The following is a 15,455-nucleotide window of genomic DNA, read 5'->3' as shown; positions in this document are numbered from 1 at the left end:
TTTTTTGTTTTCAGGAGTATTGATGAGTCGGCTGATACCTCTGTGCTGGGTGGCGCTATTTCCGATAACGGCTCAAGCCAACATTGCCAACGTACCGCTGCAAGCAGATCATGATATTGCCAAGGAACTGGTGAAAACCGGCGAAATTCTCTCCCTTGACACCACACTGTCCAATTTACAACACTTCTGTTATGGTCAATTAGTAGACGCTCATCTCTATCAAAAGGATGGTGAATGGCGTTATGATTTATTGCTCAGAACAGAAGAAGATACCTTGCTGCGGTTGGATCTGAATGCCGGAACCAGCCAACATGATAGTCAACCGTTACCTGAAGAGTGTCGTCCTTATGAAACTACTTCTCGTTGAAGATAATGAGCTGCTGGTCAATGAACTTGTCAAACAGCTTAAAGCTGCTGGTTACGTTACGGATGTGGCCGCCAAGGCCATTGATGCGGACTATTTAATCAAAGAAACCGCGTATGACTGCGTCATACTGGACATTGGCCTGCCGGACGGCAACGGCCTTGAACTTTTGCAAACCTGGCGTCAACGCGGGATTGCCACGCCGGTCATCATGCTGACCGCCCGCAGTCAGTGGCACGAAAAGGTGGAAGGATTCAATGCCGGCGCAGATGATTATCTGGGAAAACCCTTTCATACCCAGGAATTGATGGCGCGTCTGCAGGCCATTATTCACCGCACCCATGGCCGCGCCATCACCCCCAACAAACAGATGAGCTTTGGCGGCGTGATGCTGGATGAAACCGAACAGACCGTTACGGTTAACGATCAGTGTTTCGAGCTGACCGCCATGGAATTTCGCCTGTTGCGCATCTTTTTGATGTCACCGAAAAAACTGCTGTCAAAAGCCCAGATAAGCGACAAGCTCTATCAGTTCGATGATGAAAAAGAGAGCAATGTGGTAGAGGTTTACGTTACCCACCTGCGTAAAAAACTCGGCAAAACCGCCATTGAAACCCGCCGCGGACAAGGATATATCTTTCACGGCATCCAGCTTTCATGATCTCCATAAAAACCAAGCTGGCACTATGGCTCACCGCCCTGGTGCTGGCCAGTTCCCTGTTGGGGCTGGTCTTTATCGAATCCATGCTGCGCCAGGCCTTTCACGACTCCATTATCGATCGTCTCCATGAAGATCTGGAACAGGTGGCGCTGGCAAGTTACGTGAACGACAACGATGTGTTCATCAATAAAAGCCAGCTTTCAGGCTTTTACAATCCCGCTTATTCAGGTCGCTATTACCAGCTAAATCAGGGAGATATTGAAGTGCGTTCCCGCTCGTTGTGGGACAAGCATCTCAATATCAAGCCGCTCCTGCCGGGCGAAACCCGGGTGTGGCAGGCCAAAGGGCCACAAAATCACGATATTCAGCTGTTTTCCAAAGGATTGGAGCCGCTGGCCGATAACCAGAAAAATCCGACACTGACCGTGGCCCAGGACCTCAGTATCGGCCGCAAGGTGTTTACCGAGGTCTACGGCACCAAGCTCACCGTCAACATGCTGATGCTGCTGGTGATGCTTATCGGCATTTTCCTGATCCTGCGTCAATCCTTCAAACCCGTGAACAAAATGAAACACGCGCTGGCACAATTGCGTGAGGGACACATTTCATCCCTGTCGCTGGAAAGCGTGCCCGCCGAAATCAAACCCCTTGCCAAAACCTATAACGAGCTGCTGGACTATACCAGCAACCAAATCCAGCGTAGCCGCAACAACCTTGGCAATCTCAGCCACGGCCTGAAAACCCCCTTGGCGGTAATGCGCCAGCAGGTGGAAGTGTTGGGATTGAAAGATCCGCAAACCGCTGCCGCCCTGGAGCAGCAGTTGGATCAAATCCATAAAATGATTGAACGCAAACTGGCGGCAGCCCGCATCACCGGCGACATGTTGCCAGCGGCCCAGATGGTGATACAGAGGGATCTTGACCAGCTATGCACCACCATGAGCAAGGTGCATCACCATAAGCGGCTTACCTATAAGTTTGATATCAGTGAGCAAATTTCCAGGCTTCCCATTCATCGTGAAGATGGCATGGAGCTGTTTGGCAACCTGCTGGACAATGCCTCCAAATGGGCCAATGAAACCGTGCTGAGCCGCATTTGGCTGCACCAGAATGAGATTCTGGTGAGTGTGGAAGATGATGGCCCGGGCGTGGCGGCAGAAGATTTGCCCAAACTGACCCGCCGCGGCAAGCGACTGGATGAAGAGGTGGCCGGCCACGGCTTGGGGCTATCCATTGTCAAGGATATCTGTGAACAGTACCAATTGCAGATAAGCTTTGAGCGCAGTCCCTCACTTGGAGGCCTCAAGGTATTACTGCACTTTCCAGGGCCTGAGGAAATCTGACCCAGCCACACGGATGCACCAATGCGCTTATCCGTAAGCCCTGGGGACGCGGCAATGGCGGCCAAAGCCCCGAACAGGGCAAACGCCAGGCACTCAAAAAAACGACGACAGATAATCAAACGGAGCCGCTTGGCTCCGTTTGGAATATTCTCTCCCGAGATAACGGCATGGCAGGTTTGATGGCAGAGCCCCTATGCCTTGAGCCGCAGCCCCCAATATTGCCTGGTTCAGCCTTGGGTGTGGGTACTTTCAAAAATCTTGTCGGCAGATGCCGCCACAAACCCGCTGTACAGTTTGCCGTCCGGCTTGGGATAACGCCGGGCAAATTCATAAAAGCAGCTTGGGATCTCCACGATGCGCTCGCCAAACGATACCGGAATGCGATCGGCCATGGTGGAAGATTGCTCCAGCAATACCGCCGCCGAGCCCTTGATTTCACCCCCAGTGCCATTGAGGACAAACCCCGCATTTTTCAGGGCGTCATTCACCGACTCCAGCGTGGGGAAACCCGGCAAGTGATTTACCGACACCGTAAAATGGTTGGCCCGATAACCAAAGGCGGCCACCCAGGCGGCATACTCGCTTTCTTCCAGCAACCGGCAGTAGGTTGCGTAATCCAGCGTCCAGTGACGGCCGGAGTAGAGGAAATCATCGGCACGGGTGGCATCCTCTGTCAGTTGCGCCACCAGCTGCGCCACGGTTTGCTGTAGCCATGGGCTGAACGCTTCTACCATCAACTCAGAGATAAACACCTTGGGCTGCGTGGCATCGGGATGTTCAAAATGCTTGGCACGCAGTTTTTTCTGTTCAAACACGTAGTCGCCACAGGCCTGATACCCCAGCGCTTCAAAATGCGCCGCCAGCACCTGCAAATTCACTTTGGGCAGGTTAAAGGTGCGCAGGGCAATGTGATCATTGATAATCGCCTTGCCGTTCGCCAGCAACTGGTGCACTTTGGCCGCGGAAGGCGCCATGGAGATGTAATCCTGCCACAAACCGGCGAACAGGCTGTCGATGTCCTGATGCATATATCCTCCTGATATGAAGCGTTGGTTACCACCAGTCAGGCAGTAACCGCTACCACAAAGGGCCCCCAAAAGGCCCCGTCACGTTACAGCGTCAGTCCCGGGTTCAAGGTGGCGGGCAGGCTCAGGGTGTCCGCCTCCATGGATGCCACCGGATACGCGCAATAATCCGCCGCGTAAAAGGCGCTGGGGCGGTGATTGCCGGAGGCGCCTATGCCCCCGAAAGGAGCAGAACCGGCAGCACCGGTGATCTGCTTGTTCCAGTTCACAATCCCAGCGCGACTGCGGGCAAAGAAATAATCATAGTCTTCACGGCTGTCTGCCAGCAAACCCGCCGACAATCCATAACGGGTATGATTGGCCATGCGGATGGCATCGTCAAACTGCTGATAGCGCACCAGCTGCAGCAGCGGGCCAAAATATTCTTCATCAGGCAAGGCCGCTACGGCAGTCACATCAATCAAGCCGGGCGATACCAGCCCAGTACCGGCCTGCAGTTGCTGCATCTCCACCAGCGGAATTCCCCCTAACTGCTGCAGGTTACGTTGGGCGCTGAGCATGCCAAGTGCCGCCTGCGCTGACACCATGGCCCCCATGAACGGCTGGGGTTCTGCGTTCCACGGGCCTACCTGTATCGCTTTCACCCCATCAATTAGCATGTTGATTAACGCATCCCCCTGACTGCCCTGCTGCACATACAGGCGCCGGGCACAGGTGCAACGCTGGCCTGATGAGATATAGGCGGACTGGATGATTTCGTGTACGGCCGCTTTAAGGTTGCTCACATCCTTTACAATCAGCGGATTGTTGCCCCCCATTTCCAGCGCCAGGATTTTACCGGGATGTCCGCCAAACTGCTGATGCAACAGATGCCCGGTACGGCTGCTGCCGGTAAAGAACAAGCCGTCAATATCATCATGCCCTGCCAGCGCCTTGCCGGTTTCCACCTCGCCTTGCAACAGGTTGATCACCCCTGCTGGCAAACCGGACTGCTGCCATAACTGCAGCATCAGCTCAGCCACTTTCGGGGTAAACTCGGAGGGTTTGAATACCACAGTGTTACCCGCCAGCAAGGCAGGCACGATATGGCCGTTAGGCAAATGCCCCGGGAAATTATAAGGCCCGAACACCGCCACCACACCGTGGGGTTTATGGCGCAATACCGCCCGGGCCACCGGCAATTCGCTTTCACTATGGCCGGTACGCTGCTGATAGGCTTTGGCCGACAGGGCAATCTTGCCAATCATGGCGGCCACTTCGGTAGCGGTTTCCCATAAAGGCTTACCGGTTTCCTGGGCAATCATGCTGGCCAACTGCTGGCGGTGGGCATCCAGCTGCTCGCGGTAGGCTTCCACCTGCTTGAGCCGCGCCTCAAACCCCAGCATGAACCAGCCAAATTGGGCATCTCGGGCGGCAGTGACGGCCGCATCCACCTGTGCAATGCTGGCCGCACGCCCCTGCCAGAGGGTGTCACCATTGGCAGGGTTTACTGACACCATGGGCTGCCCTTCGCCGTCAAGCCAGTGGCCGTTGATAAACTGTGTCATGGGTTCCTCCTAAATCGCGAGTATTCGCACCTGTTGCCCGGCATCAACCTTCAGGGCCTGTGCCAGTTCGGGTGATAGCGTAATATGTTCATCCTGCGCCGTTACCGCCAAAGGCTGCGCGGTGGCGCGAAAGTCGGCAACCTGGGTGTTGGCCACCAGGTATTTTTCGTCGCTTGCCGCCATGGGGCCTATTGCCACCCTGAGCAGGCGGCTTTCCCGCACGGCGCGGATCTCCGGCAAGCGGCATTCCACCGTTGGCCCGCCATCAAAAATATCCACATAGCCGCGACAGCGAAATCCCTCAGCCTGCAGCAAGCTGAGCGCCGGCCGGGTATTGGTGTGCACTTCGCCAATCACCCGCTGTGCCGCTTCCGGCAACAGGCACACGTATACCGGGCTTCTTGGCATCATCTCGGCCATGAAGGCTTTTTGCCCAAGGCCGGACAGATAGTCCGCTTCAACAAAATCGATGCCCAGAAAATGCTGCTGCAGCCAGCCATAAAACGGAGAATGCCCGTCAGCATCACTCACGCCGCGCATCTCGGCAATCACGGTATCGCCGAAACGGCCAGGATGCTGGGCCAGAAACAAAAAACGGCTGCGGGATAACAAGCGGCCGTTGGTGCTTTTGCGGTAATCCTTGCGCAGGAATAAGGTACATAGCTCGGCGGCGCCGGTGTAGTCATGACACAAGGTGAGGGTTTCCACCTCGTTACGCACACCAATCTGGGCGGAATGATAAACCTCGGTGCCGAGGCGGTAATGATAAAAGGCATCTTCCATGCCTACCGCACCTTCAATACCACAGGTGCCCACTACATCGCCGGTAGTGGTGTCTTCCATGACAAACAGATAACTTTCGTCATAAGGCTGGCTGACGGTTTTATTAAAAGAGTTTTCAGCGCGACGAATTTTGGCCGCCAGTACGTCATCGTTCACCGGCAAAGAGGTAAAGCCATGGCCGGAAGCCTCGGCAATATAACGTAGAGCAGTAAAATCAGACTGGCAAATAGGCCGGATTATCAACATGGTTAACTCTCCTGTATCCCCCACAAAGTTTCCGGCATGCAGCCATGCCAGAAACGGGGTAAAGCATAAAGGTCAGGGTGTAACTGCTTCCCGGACGCTTCAGCCCGCGACTATTTGGGCAACAGCTTTTTCCAGGCGGGCCATACCTTCAGTGATATCGGCTTCAGGAATGATAAGAGACGGGGCGAAACGCAACACATTGGCACCGGCAACCAGTACCATCAGGCCGTTATCAATGGCCGCCAGCAGAAAATCCCGGCTGCGTCCCTGGTATTTTTCATTGAGTACGCCGCCAATGAGCAGTCCCTGTCCGCGGATTTGGGAAAACACGTGGTATTTGTCATTGATGGCATTGAGCGCATCACGGAACAACTGCTCGCGCTGTTTTACCCCGTTGAGCACTTCCGGAGTATTGATGATATCCATCACCGCATTGCCGATTGCACAGGCCAGAGGGTTCCCGCCGTAAGTGGAGCCATGGGTGCCCACCTTGAAGTGCGCCGCAATTTTCGTGGTGGTCAGCATGGCCGCAATGGGAAAACCGCCCCCTAAGGCTTTGGCGGTGGTCATGATATCCGGCACGATGTCGGTTCCCATGTAAGCGTATAACTCGCCGGTACGGCCCATGCCGCTTTGCACCTCGTCAAACACCACCAGGGCATTGTGCTTGTCGGCCAATTCCCGCACTTTGCGTAAAAATGCCGGATCGCCGCTGATAATGCCCCCTTCGCCTTGCAAAGGCTCCAGCATGATGGCGCAGGTGTTATCTGAGATGGCCGCTTCCAACGCGGCGATGTCGTTATAGGGAATATGGGTAATGGCCTGGGGTTTGGGGCCAAAACCGTCGGAATAAGCCGCTTGGCCGCCCACGCTGACGGTAAAGAAAGTACGGCCGTGAAATGCCTTGTCAAAGGCGATGATTTCATTTTTTTCAGGGCCAAAATTGTCCACGGCATAACGGCGGGCCAGTTTCAGGGCCGCTTCGTTTGCTTCAGCGCCGGAGTTGGCAAAATAGACTTTCTCGGCAAACGTGGCATTCACCAGCTTGGTTGCCAGCGCCAAGGCGGGTTCATTGGTCATCACGTTGGACAAATGCCACAATTTTTCCCCTTGGGTTTTAAGCGTATTTACCAGCGCCGGGTGACAATGCCCCAGGCAAGTCACGGCAATCCCGCCGGCAAAATCGATGTATTCCTTATCCTGTTGATCCCAAACCCGGCTGCCCTGCCCCCGTACCGGAATTACTGGAGACGGTGCATAATTAGGCACCATCACTTCGTCAAACTGAGCACGGTTAAGATTCATTTCTACACTCATTCCTGAATATCCTTCATGTTCTCAGACAGCGCACTAATCGCCATCTCGTCGCAATTAATCTCGCTTTACGGTTCGCGCTAACTGCGGTTTGATGTTTAAGATATGTGACATTAATAGCGAAATTGTGATCAAAAAACCAGATTGATCGGAAATGACGCTTAGCTCTTTGGGGGGTAAGTGCATAAAGATCTGATTTTTGGAAGTAAAAAGGCAATTAGCCGCCAGATGCAGGCATAATTAGTCACAAAAAAAACCAGCCAAACCACATTTGATTAACTATTCTATTTATGTGAATAGTTAATCAAATGATAGCAGCAGTTAACCCTCAAAAAAAGAGCTTTGGGGAAATAATAACGGGAAAATGTGGCAACAATAAAAAGCCGAGAAAACGTCAGCCATCTGACAGATGGCCACGACAAAAACGAAAGGCAAATAAAACACACGGCTTTGACTGCCGTAATACCGCAGCGCTAACGCGGCCACCAACACCGATACGCGCCTCAGAACAGGGTGAGCTTTTTGTAATTTTGCCCCTGCAGCCGTAACAGCTCCTGCTCCGTGACATTGTAGTAACCGTACAGTAACTGTTTGTCACGAAAGCTCAGTTGATGGCTTTCATCCAGCAACAATACCTGGGCATAACAGCTGGCTTTGGCCACCAGCTGGGCAGGCAGCGGCATCTGCTCAAATCCCTGACAATCCTGCAACGCCTGTAACTGCCGAATGAGACGGCTGTCGCTAAAGCCCAGTGTTACCGGCAGTTGCCAGTTAAGCATCATGCCCTGCTCAGCCACCTGGGCACACAGCTCCTGTGCCGGAAACTCGCTCACGGCGATGGCATCATACAAGGCTTTATCCCGCGAGTGGCTGGCCTCTTTTAGCCAGTTCCCCCGTAGCTGTTCAAAAATGGTCGCGCCCATTTCCAATACGGCACAGGTCCCCAATTGCCGCATCAACGCCAATGAATACAGCATGGCACCATCTTGATCATGAAGCTGTGCCAGCGCTCTGGCAGCCACGCCCTGGATTTGCGCATAGCGCCACAACTTGCGATTGATCCACAACAGGCCGCTATGACCAAAGGGCAGCCAGTGACGGCAGATATAGAACGGAATGAGCAGCCGCAGGTTATCCAGGCCGATATACCCCAGCACCAGTTTCAAATCGGTGACTTGCAGCTCGCTGTTTTGCGGGCGTCTGGCGCCAAATACCGGACTGTTGACCATGTTGGTCAGATCCCGGATCAACCACGGCTGGCTGGCCACCACCAGCCGCAAACGGTTGAGATCCAGTTTGGGGGAGTGCAGCATCTCCAGTAACAGCAGATGCTTGTCCGTCACTTTACTGTGGCGGGCAATCACCTGCGCCGAGGCTAACTGGTTGGCCAGTGCGGTTTTCAAACTCATGTGCAACTGCTGGTTAATCTGCTGCGCCAATTGCTGACTTTGCTGTTTTTTGGCAATGCGCTGCAATGCAGCCTCGCGCTCGATTTCCAGCTTGAAAGCCACGGCTTCAAGGGCGGGTTCAGGATCGTCCCATACGGGGGTATTCGTCTGGGTACCCATAATCAGCTGTTGCAGGAACCTGTATTCCAGTGCGGCCACTGGGGCGGGTTTAAAACCGCCGGAAACCGATACTACCACCTGTATTGTTATCCTCTTGTCGTTGCCATAACCTGTTGCTGCATTGATACATTTTATATCTATTTTAGCTGCCGCATGCAGGCAATTTCACGATAACCTCCGGTATATCCTAAAAAAACAGGCCCACAAGGAGCCTGTTTTTATGCCTGCCACCCTTAGCGCAGATGGCTTTCGAACAGTCTCAGGATACGGCGATATTCATCCAACCAGCTGGAGGGTTCCCGAAAACCATGGTGCTCAACGGGATAATAGGCCATGTCAAAATTGGGGTTTTCCAGTTCAATCAAACGCTGCACCAAGCGCACGCTGTCCTGGAAGAACACGTTGTCATCTTCAATGCCGCCCAGGATCAGCAGATGATTTTTCAGCCCTTGCGCGTGCTCAATGGGGGAACTGCGACGATAGGCCAGCGGATCATCATCCGGGGTATTCAGGATATTGGCCGTGTAAGGGGCGTTGTAATGGGCCCAGTCTGCCACCGGCCGCAAGGCGGCACCGCACTGGAACAGATCCGGGGCGGTAAACAGTGACATAAAGGTTAAAAAGCCGCCGTAAGAGCCGCCGTACGTTCCCACCCGCTTGCTGTCCACATGGGCATGTTGCGCCAGCCAGGCGACACCGTCTTTCAAATCATCCACTTCCGGATGGCCCATATTGCGGTAAATGGCGGTTCGCCAGTCACGGCCATAGCCCTTAGAGCCCTGGTAATCCATATCCAGCACCACATAGCCCCGCTGTGCCAGCAGGTTGTTGAACATGAACTCGCGAAAATACCCGGAGAAACCGTAATGGGCATTTTGCAAATAACCGGCGCCGTGGTTAAAAAGCACTGCGGGATATTGCGCCGCACGGGAAGCATCAAAACCGGCGGGCAGGTACACTCTGGCGTAAATGCTGCCGGCACCATGGGAGGATGGAATGGCAACCACTTGCGGTGCCTGCCACGGATACTCGGCAAAGGCCTTGCTGGTGCTGTGGGTCAGTTGTTGCCACTGGCCGCCAATGGGCTGCAGGTACAGCTCATCCGGCTGGGTGAGGCTGGAGGCATTGAGCAGCAGCGCATCCCCTTGCAAATTGAGCTGATAATCCAGTACGCCGTCCCAGTGGGTGAGCTGCTCATCCTTGCCGGTGCCAAGGTGCACCCGGTAGACATTATATTTGCCGGGATGGGTTTTGTTGGCTTTATAGTAGATATACTGGCTGTCCGGGCTCAGGGTGATATCGCTCACCACAAAGTGACCGGACGTAAGCGCCCTTTCCTTGCCGGACAAGGGTTTCAGGTATAACTGGGAGTAACCGCTCTGCTCTGACAGGTAATACAGGGTATCGGCACCCGGCAACCAGCCGAACTGGTTGTAGTCGTAGTTAATCCAGGCATCATCATGCAGCCGGTGCTGGGTGGTAAATTTCCCTTTGCCTAAATCCACCGTGGCTATCCAGCGGTCTTTGTTATCCGTGGCTTCTAGCATCACGGCCAGGGTGTTTTTATCCTGCTGCCACTGCATGGCACTTTGCTGCCAGCCCCAGTCTTCCATCAACCGGATGGCGCGGACATTTTTTTCGCTCTTGTACTGCTTGCCCTGGGCGATGGCGTTTTCCGCTTTCACGCTTGCCAATACGTCATCGTCATAACCGCTCAGGCCTTCAAGGGTCACATCCTGTTGTTGATGCGATTGCAGATCCAGCACCACAAAACGCTGGCCCGGAAGTTTGTCTTCCGCCACTCTGGCCCGCACCGGCACCATGGCCACATGCCCTTTGGCATCCAGATAGTTGGGCATCACGTCCGCATCGGTACGGCCTTTGTAGGCCTTATCCTGCAGCGCCAAGAACAGATAACGCCCGTCAGGAGAAACGCTCAGCTCCACCAGCGTCTCTTTTTCGCCCAAATAAAACGGTTTGGCCACAAGGCTTGGGTCCTGCTGCTGCAACTGCTGCTGGTATTGGGCTTTGGCCTTGGCATGCTCATGCTGTTTGGCCACAAACTGGATGAGACGCTGGTTTTGTTTGGCCAGAAAGGTTTCTGGCGCGGTCACCTCTTTTGGAGCCTTGGCAAACTGGAGTTCTGCCAGTTGCTCCACCATGGCACCGTGCTGATGGATGCGCATGACCCGGGTTCCCTGCCAGTACACCAAATCGCCATTATTCAGAAACCGCATGCCGTCAATGGGTTCACGCTGACGGGTGAACTGGGTTATTTCACCGCTATCCAACTGTTTAACAAAAAGATTATTCTGATAAACATACGCTTTGCGGGTGTTGTCCTGATTCAATACCCCCTGGCGCTGTGACGCCAGATGCAGTTCATCAAGTGCCAGCTGTGCGGTGACGTTGTCTGCCAGATTCAAGCGGTAGTATTGGCGTATTGGCGAAGCGCTTGGCTGGCGGTAAAACAGCACCGACTGGCCGTTGTCGCTCCAATAAGCCCCGGAGGCACTCACGCCCATCCAGTCAGGATTGGCCATGATCTGTTTCAGGGTCAGGGGGCTATCCGCCGCTGGCGGGGCAACCAACGCCTGCGTGACCGGTGTTGCGGGCAGGGCGGACAGGGGAGCTTGAGATGACGTAGCAGCGCAGCCGCTGAGCATCGCCAGAGTCAAGGCGCTGAGGCCAAGATGACGCACGAGGGTTTTCATTTGCCTTCCTTTGTTTGTTATTTTGAGTGATTTTTGCTGCCGGAACGGGCCATGGTAATGAACGGTTATAACATATTGCACGCTAAGGGTAAGGCCGACGGGGCAGGAAACTTGTAAAGGCTTGTTAGCCGCTCACGGCCAAAGGCGACGGCATGGCCAAAAAATTCGCCAGTAAATCGTGGCCCTGTTCGGTCAGAATCGACTCGGGATGAAATTGCACGCCAAACAGCGCCAATTGCGGCTGACTGATCGCCATAATCTCCCGGCCATAGTGGGGATCATCAAACCAGGCATCCAGCGCAAACCCCGCAGGCAGGCTTTCCACCAGCAGTGAATGGTAACGGGTAACCGTAAGCGGCTGCGCCAATCCCTGAAACAATCGTTGGTTATTATGCTCAATGGCGGATGTTTTACCATGCATCACCCGCTGCGCCCGCACCACTTTGGCACCAAAAACCTGGGCAATGGCCTGATGGCCAAGACACACCCCGAGTAACGGTACTTTCCCGGCCAGACGTTCAATCAGCGCCAGAGAAATTCCCGCATCATCCGGCGTGCAAGGGCCGGGGGAGATAACCACCCGTGACGGTGCCAATGCCAGCACGTCATCAACGGTTAAAGCATCATTGCGATGCACCTGTGGATGAATGCCCAATTGCTGAAAATACTGCACCAGGTTGTAGGTGAAAGAATCGTAATTATCAATGACCAGTAACATAACGGGCAACAGCTTACTCTGTGGGAATGCGGCGGCATTTTACGGGATCTGACGACAGCTTGCCACCAAAGGCAAGCCACCATTAGCGCCAATAACCGTGATGAATGCCAGCCATGGCGCGTTTGTCTGACGCGTCATAATCAGGCCGGGATTTAAGCGCCATCAACCTGTTGATGCGCTGTGACGTGTCAGGATGGGTGCGTAATGCCGAAGGCATGGGCACACGCTGGGCAGGCAACCATAAACGTCGCAGCCATCCCTGCTGGTGCCGCTCGATTTTACTCAGGGCGCTGGCCAGCCCTTCCGGATCGCCGGTTAGCTGTACTGCGTGCAAGTCAGCATCATATTCACGGGTGCGGGATAGTGCCAGTTGGGCCAGGGTACTTAGCAATGGAGCCAGCAGCAATAACAAAATGGCCCAACCATTAATGCTGACCCAGCCGAAAAGCCACAAGGGCAAATTCAGCAGCAATAACAGTTGCCCCAGTGTGGACAATAATGACGTCCCGCGGCTGAACAGATCCGCCAGCCCCATGACCTGCAAATCATTGCTGCGAATATGGCTTATCTCATGAGCCAACACTCCGGCAAGCTCCCGCCATTGCAGTTGCTGCAAAGCGCCTTCGGTCAGGGCGATAAGGGGGCGTTCGGCACTTCCCACCGCAAAGGCGTTGGGTAAAGGGTGAGGCAATAGAAACAGTTGCGGCACCACGGGTAGCCCGGCACTGCGTGACAGTTGGGCCACTAACTGGGCCAGTGCCGGAAAGCGGCTCATAGCAAGGGGCCGTGCCTGATACATGCTCATGACCATCCACGGTGACACGGCGCCGCGAAACAGCCATAACAGGCTGCCGATAACCAATAATCCCCACAAGCCGGCACTACCGGCCAACACCCAGCCCAAGAGCGCTAAAAATCCCCCCATTGCCAACAACAACAGCGCAGAATGCCAAAAATTGCGCCGGGAATGGTGCTGCCAGCGATGCCTGTCAATCATACTGCCCCTCAATTCGCCGAATACGGGCGCGCAGTTGCTGCACTTCATCAAGCAAATCAAGGGCCAAGGCGGCGCCGGCAGTATTGACGCCCAAATCCTGCGCCAGCCGCTGGGCGCGGTAAACCCGGGCCAGTGCCACCCCGTTGAAGCGCCAGTGGCAAGGGCGCAAGCCATGGGGCTCCACGATGCCGTACTCCACCAGTTCAAACACCTGCTCCGGTGCCAGATGGCAAACCCGGCACAGCTGGGCCAGCGTCAGTTTGCAGTGTTCATCCAATACTTCAGCTGCATATAATGTCAGCAGTTCCTTACTCATGCCCTGCCTCCCCAATTTGCCCGAGGATCAAAGTTCACCGCATCCCTGAATGCGGCATAAGCCTGTTTGGCCCCGTCGCTATGGGCAGCAGGCAGTGTCACATTCAGCTCCACATACAAATCGCCAGCCTGCTTGCCCGGAATGCCCTTGCCTTTAAGCCGCAAACGCCGGCCATTGGCTGAATTGGCAGGAATTTTCAAATCAATGCTGCCTTGAGGAAGAGGCACTGTCACCGTGGTGCCCAATGCGGCTTCCCACGGGGCTACCGGCACTGACAGGTACACGTCTCGGCCCTCTACCCGGTACAGGGGATGGGGCCGGAATGCCACTTCCAGCAACAGGTCGCCATTGGCACCGCCGCCCATTCCCGGCCCCCCTTGCCCGCCCAAACGGATATGTTGCCCGGGCACCACGCCTTTGGGAATGCGCACATTCAGGGTTCGCCCGGCATTGCGGCCATCCCCCCCAAGCGTAATGGTGCGGGTGGTGCCGCGGTAGCTGTCTTCCAAATCAATCTGGATGCGGGCACGAATGTCTTCGCCGGGAAACTCGAACTGCGCCCGGGAATGTCGACCGCCTTGGGTGTTTGCCCGCCCACCGAACATTGACTGGAAAATGTCATCGAAATCGAAACCGGCGCCACTATTGCCGTTTCCCTGGTACTGGTAATGACCGCCGCCCTGGGATTGAGCCTGCTGCGCCGCCTGCCAATCGGCACCGTATTGATCATAAGCTGCCCGTTTCTGGGCATCATGAAGCACGTCGTAGGCTTCTTTTACTTCCTTGAAACGTGCCTCGGCATCGGTTTCTTTACTGACATCCGGGTGATATTTACGGGCAAGGCGATGATACGCCCGTTTGATATCTTTCTCTGAGGCATCCCGGGAGCCCCCCAAAATCTGGTAATAATCTTTGAATGCCATAATGCTCCAAGCCTGTATGAAGTGAACACTTCAGTCATCGTGAAGACTGGTGGTAACACTTATACATTTGGGCATTATTTACACATTTTCAAGGGGGGATTTGCGCAAACGCATTAACGATGGCCGATTTTGCACACAGGCACATGATTATCTAGCAAAAAAATAAATTACTTTTGTAACAACAACTTAAAAAAACATGAAGCCAATTTGAAAACAGGGCAAGGATAAGGCCATCCAACAGGATGGCGTGCCAGGCACGCCTCCCCATGACGTGCAACCATGACTGGAAACAATGACCGAAGCCGAGCCCGGCCCACAGCAAACGGATTAACGCGGTTTTTGCGCCAAAAGCTGCAAAACGGCCCCCATGCCAGTGTGCTTTATCCCTTCAATCACTGGCCGCTGCAACGCCTTGAGGTGTAAAAAGCGCAAGGGCGACAATTCAGCCGCCACTTCATCCTTGTCCAGCAGCATGGCGATGGCTTTGGGACCACCGGTTGCCAATTGCAATTGCTCGGGCGTGTATCCTTCCAGCAGGAACATGCCACCTGGGGTCAGCGCCTGGCACACCTGTTGGTGCACCTGTTGTCGCAATCCGGCGGGCAAATGGCAAAAGATGGACACAATGGCATCCCACCGGTTATCCCCCAGAGAAAAATCCGCCAGATCGGCCTGAATGTACTCCACCATGACCCCGTGTCTAGCCGCCAGCCGTTTGGCTTTGGCAATGCCCACGGATGAGAGGTCCACCGCCGTGACCTGATACTCCTGCTGCGCGAGATAAACCGAATTACGCCCTTCACCATCCCCAAGACATAACACCCGCCCCTTGGGGAGTTGCGGGGCATATGCCTGTAAAAATTCGTTGGGGGTACTGCCATAGACATAATCTTCCGCGCTGTAGAGTTTGTCCCACATGTTGCTTTCCTGCTGCTG

14 protein-coding genes are annotated in these 15,455 nt (G+C 54.6%); 3 read left to right on the top strand and 11 right to left on the bottom strand.

Going from position 1 to position 15,455, the window contains the following annotated elements; genetic code table 11:
• Nucleotides 1–22 precede the first annotated feature (22 nt).
• The 3 genes from ACIDEJ_RS13080 to ACIDEJ_RS13070 are packed head-to-tail and all read left to right on the top strand — an operon-like array spanning nt 23 to nt 2,368.
• Nucleotides 23–367, top strand: coding sequence for a PepSY domain-containing protein (locus tag ACIDEJ_RS13080; RefSeq protein WP_411988509.1), 345 nt, complete (start codon nt 23–25; stop codon nt 365–367).
• On the top strand, nt 348–1,025 hold the full coding sequence (locus ACIDEJ_RS13075) for a response regulator transcription factor (protein WP_411988508.1): 678 nt from the start codon (nt 348–350) through the stop codon (nt 1,023–1,025). Before ACIDEJ_RS13080 ends, ACIDEJ_RS13075 begins: the two co-directional genes overlap by 20 nt.
• On the top strand, nt 1,022–2,368 hold the full coding sequence (locus ACIDEJ_RS13070) for an ATP-binding protein (protein ID WP_411988507.1): 1,347 nt from the start codon (nt 1,022–1,024) through the stop codon (nt 2,366–2,368). Before ACIDEJ_RS13075 ends, ACIDEJ_RS13070 begins: the two co-directional genes overlap by 4 nt.
• Nucleotides 2,369–2,595: 227 nt before the next feature.
• Here ACIDEJ_RS13070 and ACIDEJ_RS13065 read toward each other — a convergent pair whose 3' ends face one another.
• From ACIDEJ_RS13065 to ACIDEJ_RS13015, 11 genes are all read right to left on the bottom strand, one after another.
• On the bottom strand, nt 2,596–3,396 hold the full coding sequence (locus ACIDEJ_RS13065; RefSeq protein ID WP_411988506.1) for a DUF1338 domain-containing protein: 801 nt from the start codon (nt 3,394–3,396) through the stop codon (nt 2,596–2,598).
• Nucleotides 3,397–3,479: 83 nt separating this feature from the next.
• Nucleotides 3,480–4,940 carry a succinylglutamate-semialdehyde dehydrogenase gene (astD, locus tag ACIDEJ_RS13060; protein ID WP_411988505.1) on the bottom strand — a complete coding sequence of 487 codons (1,461 nt, stop codon included), beginning with the start codon at nt 4,938–4,940 and terminating at the stop codon, nt 3,480–3,482.
• Nucleotides 4,941–4,949: 9 nt separating this feature from the next.
• A complete protein-coding gene (gene astA / locus ACIDEJ_RS13055; protein WP_411988504.1) occupies nt 4,950–5,969 on the bottom strand; it encodes an arginine N-succinyltransferase in 1,020 nt (339 codons plus the stop codon).
• Nucleotides 5,970–6,068: 99 nt separating this feature from the next.
• On the bottom strand, nt 6,069–7,286 hold the full coding sequence (locus ACIDEJ_RS13050; protein WP_411988503.1) for an aspartate aminotransferase family protein: 1,218 nt from the start codon (nt 7,284–7,286) through the stop codon (nt 6,069–6,071).
• 500 nt (nt 7,287–7,786) lie between these two features.
• A complete protein-coding gene (locus ACIDEJ_RS13045; protein WP_411988502.1) occupies nt 7,787–8,929 on the bottom strand; it encodes an HDOD domain-containing protein in 1,143 nt (380 codons plus the stop codon).
• Nucleotides 8,930–9,084: 155 nt separating this feature from the next.
• On the bottom strand, nt 9,085–11,565 hold the full coding sequence (locus ACIDEJ_RS13040) for a prolyl oligopeptidase family serine peptidase (protein WP_411988501.1): 2,481 nt from the start codon (nt 11,563–11,565) through the stop codon (nt 9,085–9,087).
• Nucleotides 11,566–11,689: 124 nt separating this feature from the next.
• The gene (locus ACIDEJ_RS13035) at nt 11,690–12,283 is read right to left on the bottom strand and encodes an anthranilate synthase component II (protein WP_411988500.1); all 594 of its coding nucleotides are present in this window, start codon (nt 12,281–12,283) and stop codon (nt 11,690–11,692) included.
• Between the two features lie 82 nt (nt 12,284–12,365).
• On the bottom strand, nt 12,366–13,280 hold the full coding sequence (locus tag ACIDEJ_RS13030; RefSeq protein ID WP_411988499.1) for a zinc metalloprotease HtpX: 915 nt from the start codon (nt 13,278–13,280) through the stop codon (nt 12,366–12,368).
• Nucleotides 13,273–13,596: a chaperone modulator CbpM gene (locus ACIDEJ_RS13025; protein WP_411988498.1), complete on the bottom strand. Its 324-nt coding sequence runs from the start codon at nt 13,594–13,596 to the stop codon at nt 13,273–13,275. Before ACIDEJ_RS13025 ends, ACIDEJ_RS13030 begins: the two co-directional genes overlap by 8 nt.
• Nucleotides 13,593–14,519 (bottom strand): DnaJ C-terminal domain-containing protein, encoded by a 927-nt coding sequence (locus ACIDEJ_RS13020; RefSeq protein WP_411987617.1) that lies wholly within the window; start codon nt 14,517–14,519, stop codon nt 13,593–13,595. The genes ACIDEJ_RS13025 and ACIDEJ_RS13020 overlap by 4 nt, the downstream gene beginning before the upstream one ends.
• Nucleotides 14,520–14,846: 327 nt before the next feature.
• Nucleotides 14,847–15,455: class I SAM-dependent methyltransferase (locus tag ACIDEJ_RS13015; protein ID WP_411988497.1), on the bottom strand; the 609-nt coding region annotated here is incomplete at its 5' end.

It is taken from the genome of Shewanella mytili, assembly GCF_046765975.1.
GTDB lineage: Bacteria > Pseudomonadota > Gammaproteobacteria > Enterobacterales > Shewanellaceae > Shewanella > Shewanella mytili.
Note: the sequence above shows the minus strand (reverse complement) of the source record. Positions and strands in the feature narration are given on the sequence as shown.

Coding starts and splice junctions, on each gene's coding strand:
- ACIDEJ_RS13080 (WP_411988509.1), top strand. CDS start 23: ATGAGTCGGCTGATACCTCTGTGCTGGGTGGCGCTATTTCCGATAACG.
- ACIDEJ_RS13075 (WP_411988508.1), top strand. CDS start 348: ATGAAACTACTTCTCGTTGAAGATAATGAGCTGCTGGTCAATGAACTT.
- ACIDEJ_RS13070 (WP_411988507.1), top strand. CDS start 1,022: ATGATCTCCATAAAAACCAAGCTGGCACTATGGCTCACCGCCCTGGTG.
- ACIDEJ_RS13065 (WP_411988506.1), bottom strand. CDS start 3,396: ATGCATCAGGACATCGACAGCCTGTTCGCCGGTTTGTGGCAGGATTAC.
- astD (WP_411988505.1), bottom strand. CDS start 4,940: ATGACACAGTTTATCAACGGCCACTGGCTTGACGGCGAAGGGCAGCCC.
- astA (WP_411988504.1), bottom strand. CDS start 5,969: ATGTTGATAATCCGGCCTATTTGCCAGTCTGATTTTACTGCTCTACGT.
- ACIDEJ_RS13050 (WP_411988503.1), bottom strand. CDS start 7,286: ATGAGTGTAGAAATGAATCTTAACCGTGCTCAGTTTGACGAAGTGATG.
- ACIDEJ_RS13040 (WP_411988501.1), bottom strand. CDS start 11,565: ATGAAAACCCTCGTGCGTCATCTTGGCCTCAGCGCCTTGACTCTGGCG.
- ACIDEJ_RS13035 (WP_411988500.1), bottom strand. CDS start 12,283: ATGTTACTGGTCATTGATAATTACGATTCTTTCACCTACAACCTGGTG.
- ACIDEJ_RS13030 (WP_411988499.1), bottom strand. CDS start 13,280: ATGATTGACAGGCATCGCTGGCAGCACCATTCCCGGCGCAATTTTTGG.
- ACIDEJ_RS13025 (WP_411988498.1), bottom strand. CDS start 13,596: ATGAGTAAGGAACTGCTGACATTATATGCAGCTGAAGTATTGGATGAA.
- ACIDEJ_RS13020 (WP_411987617.1), bottom strand. CDS start 14,519: ATGGCATTCAAAGATTATTACCAGATTTTGGGGGGCTCCCGGGATGCC.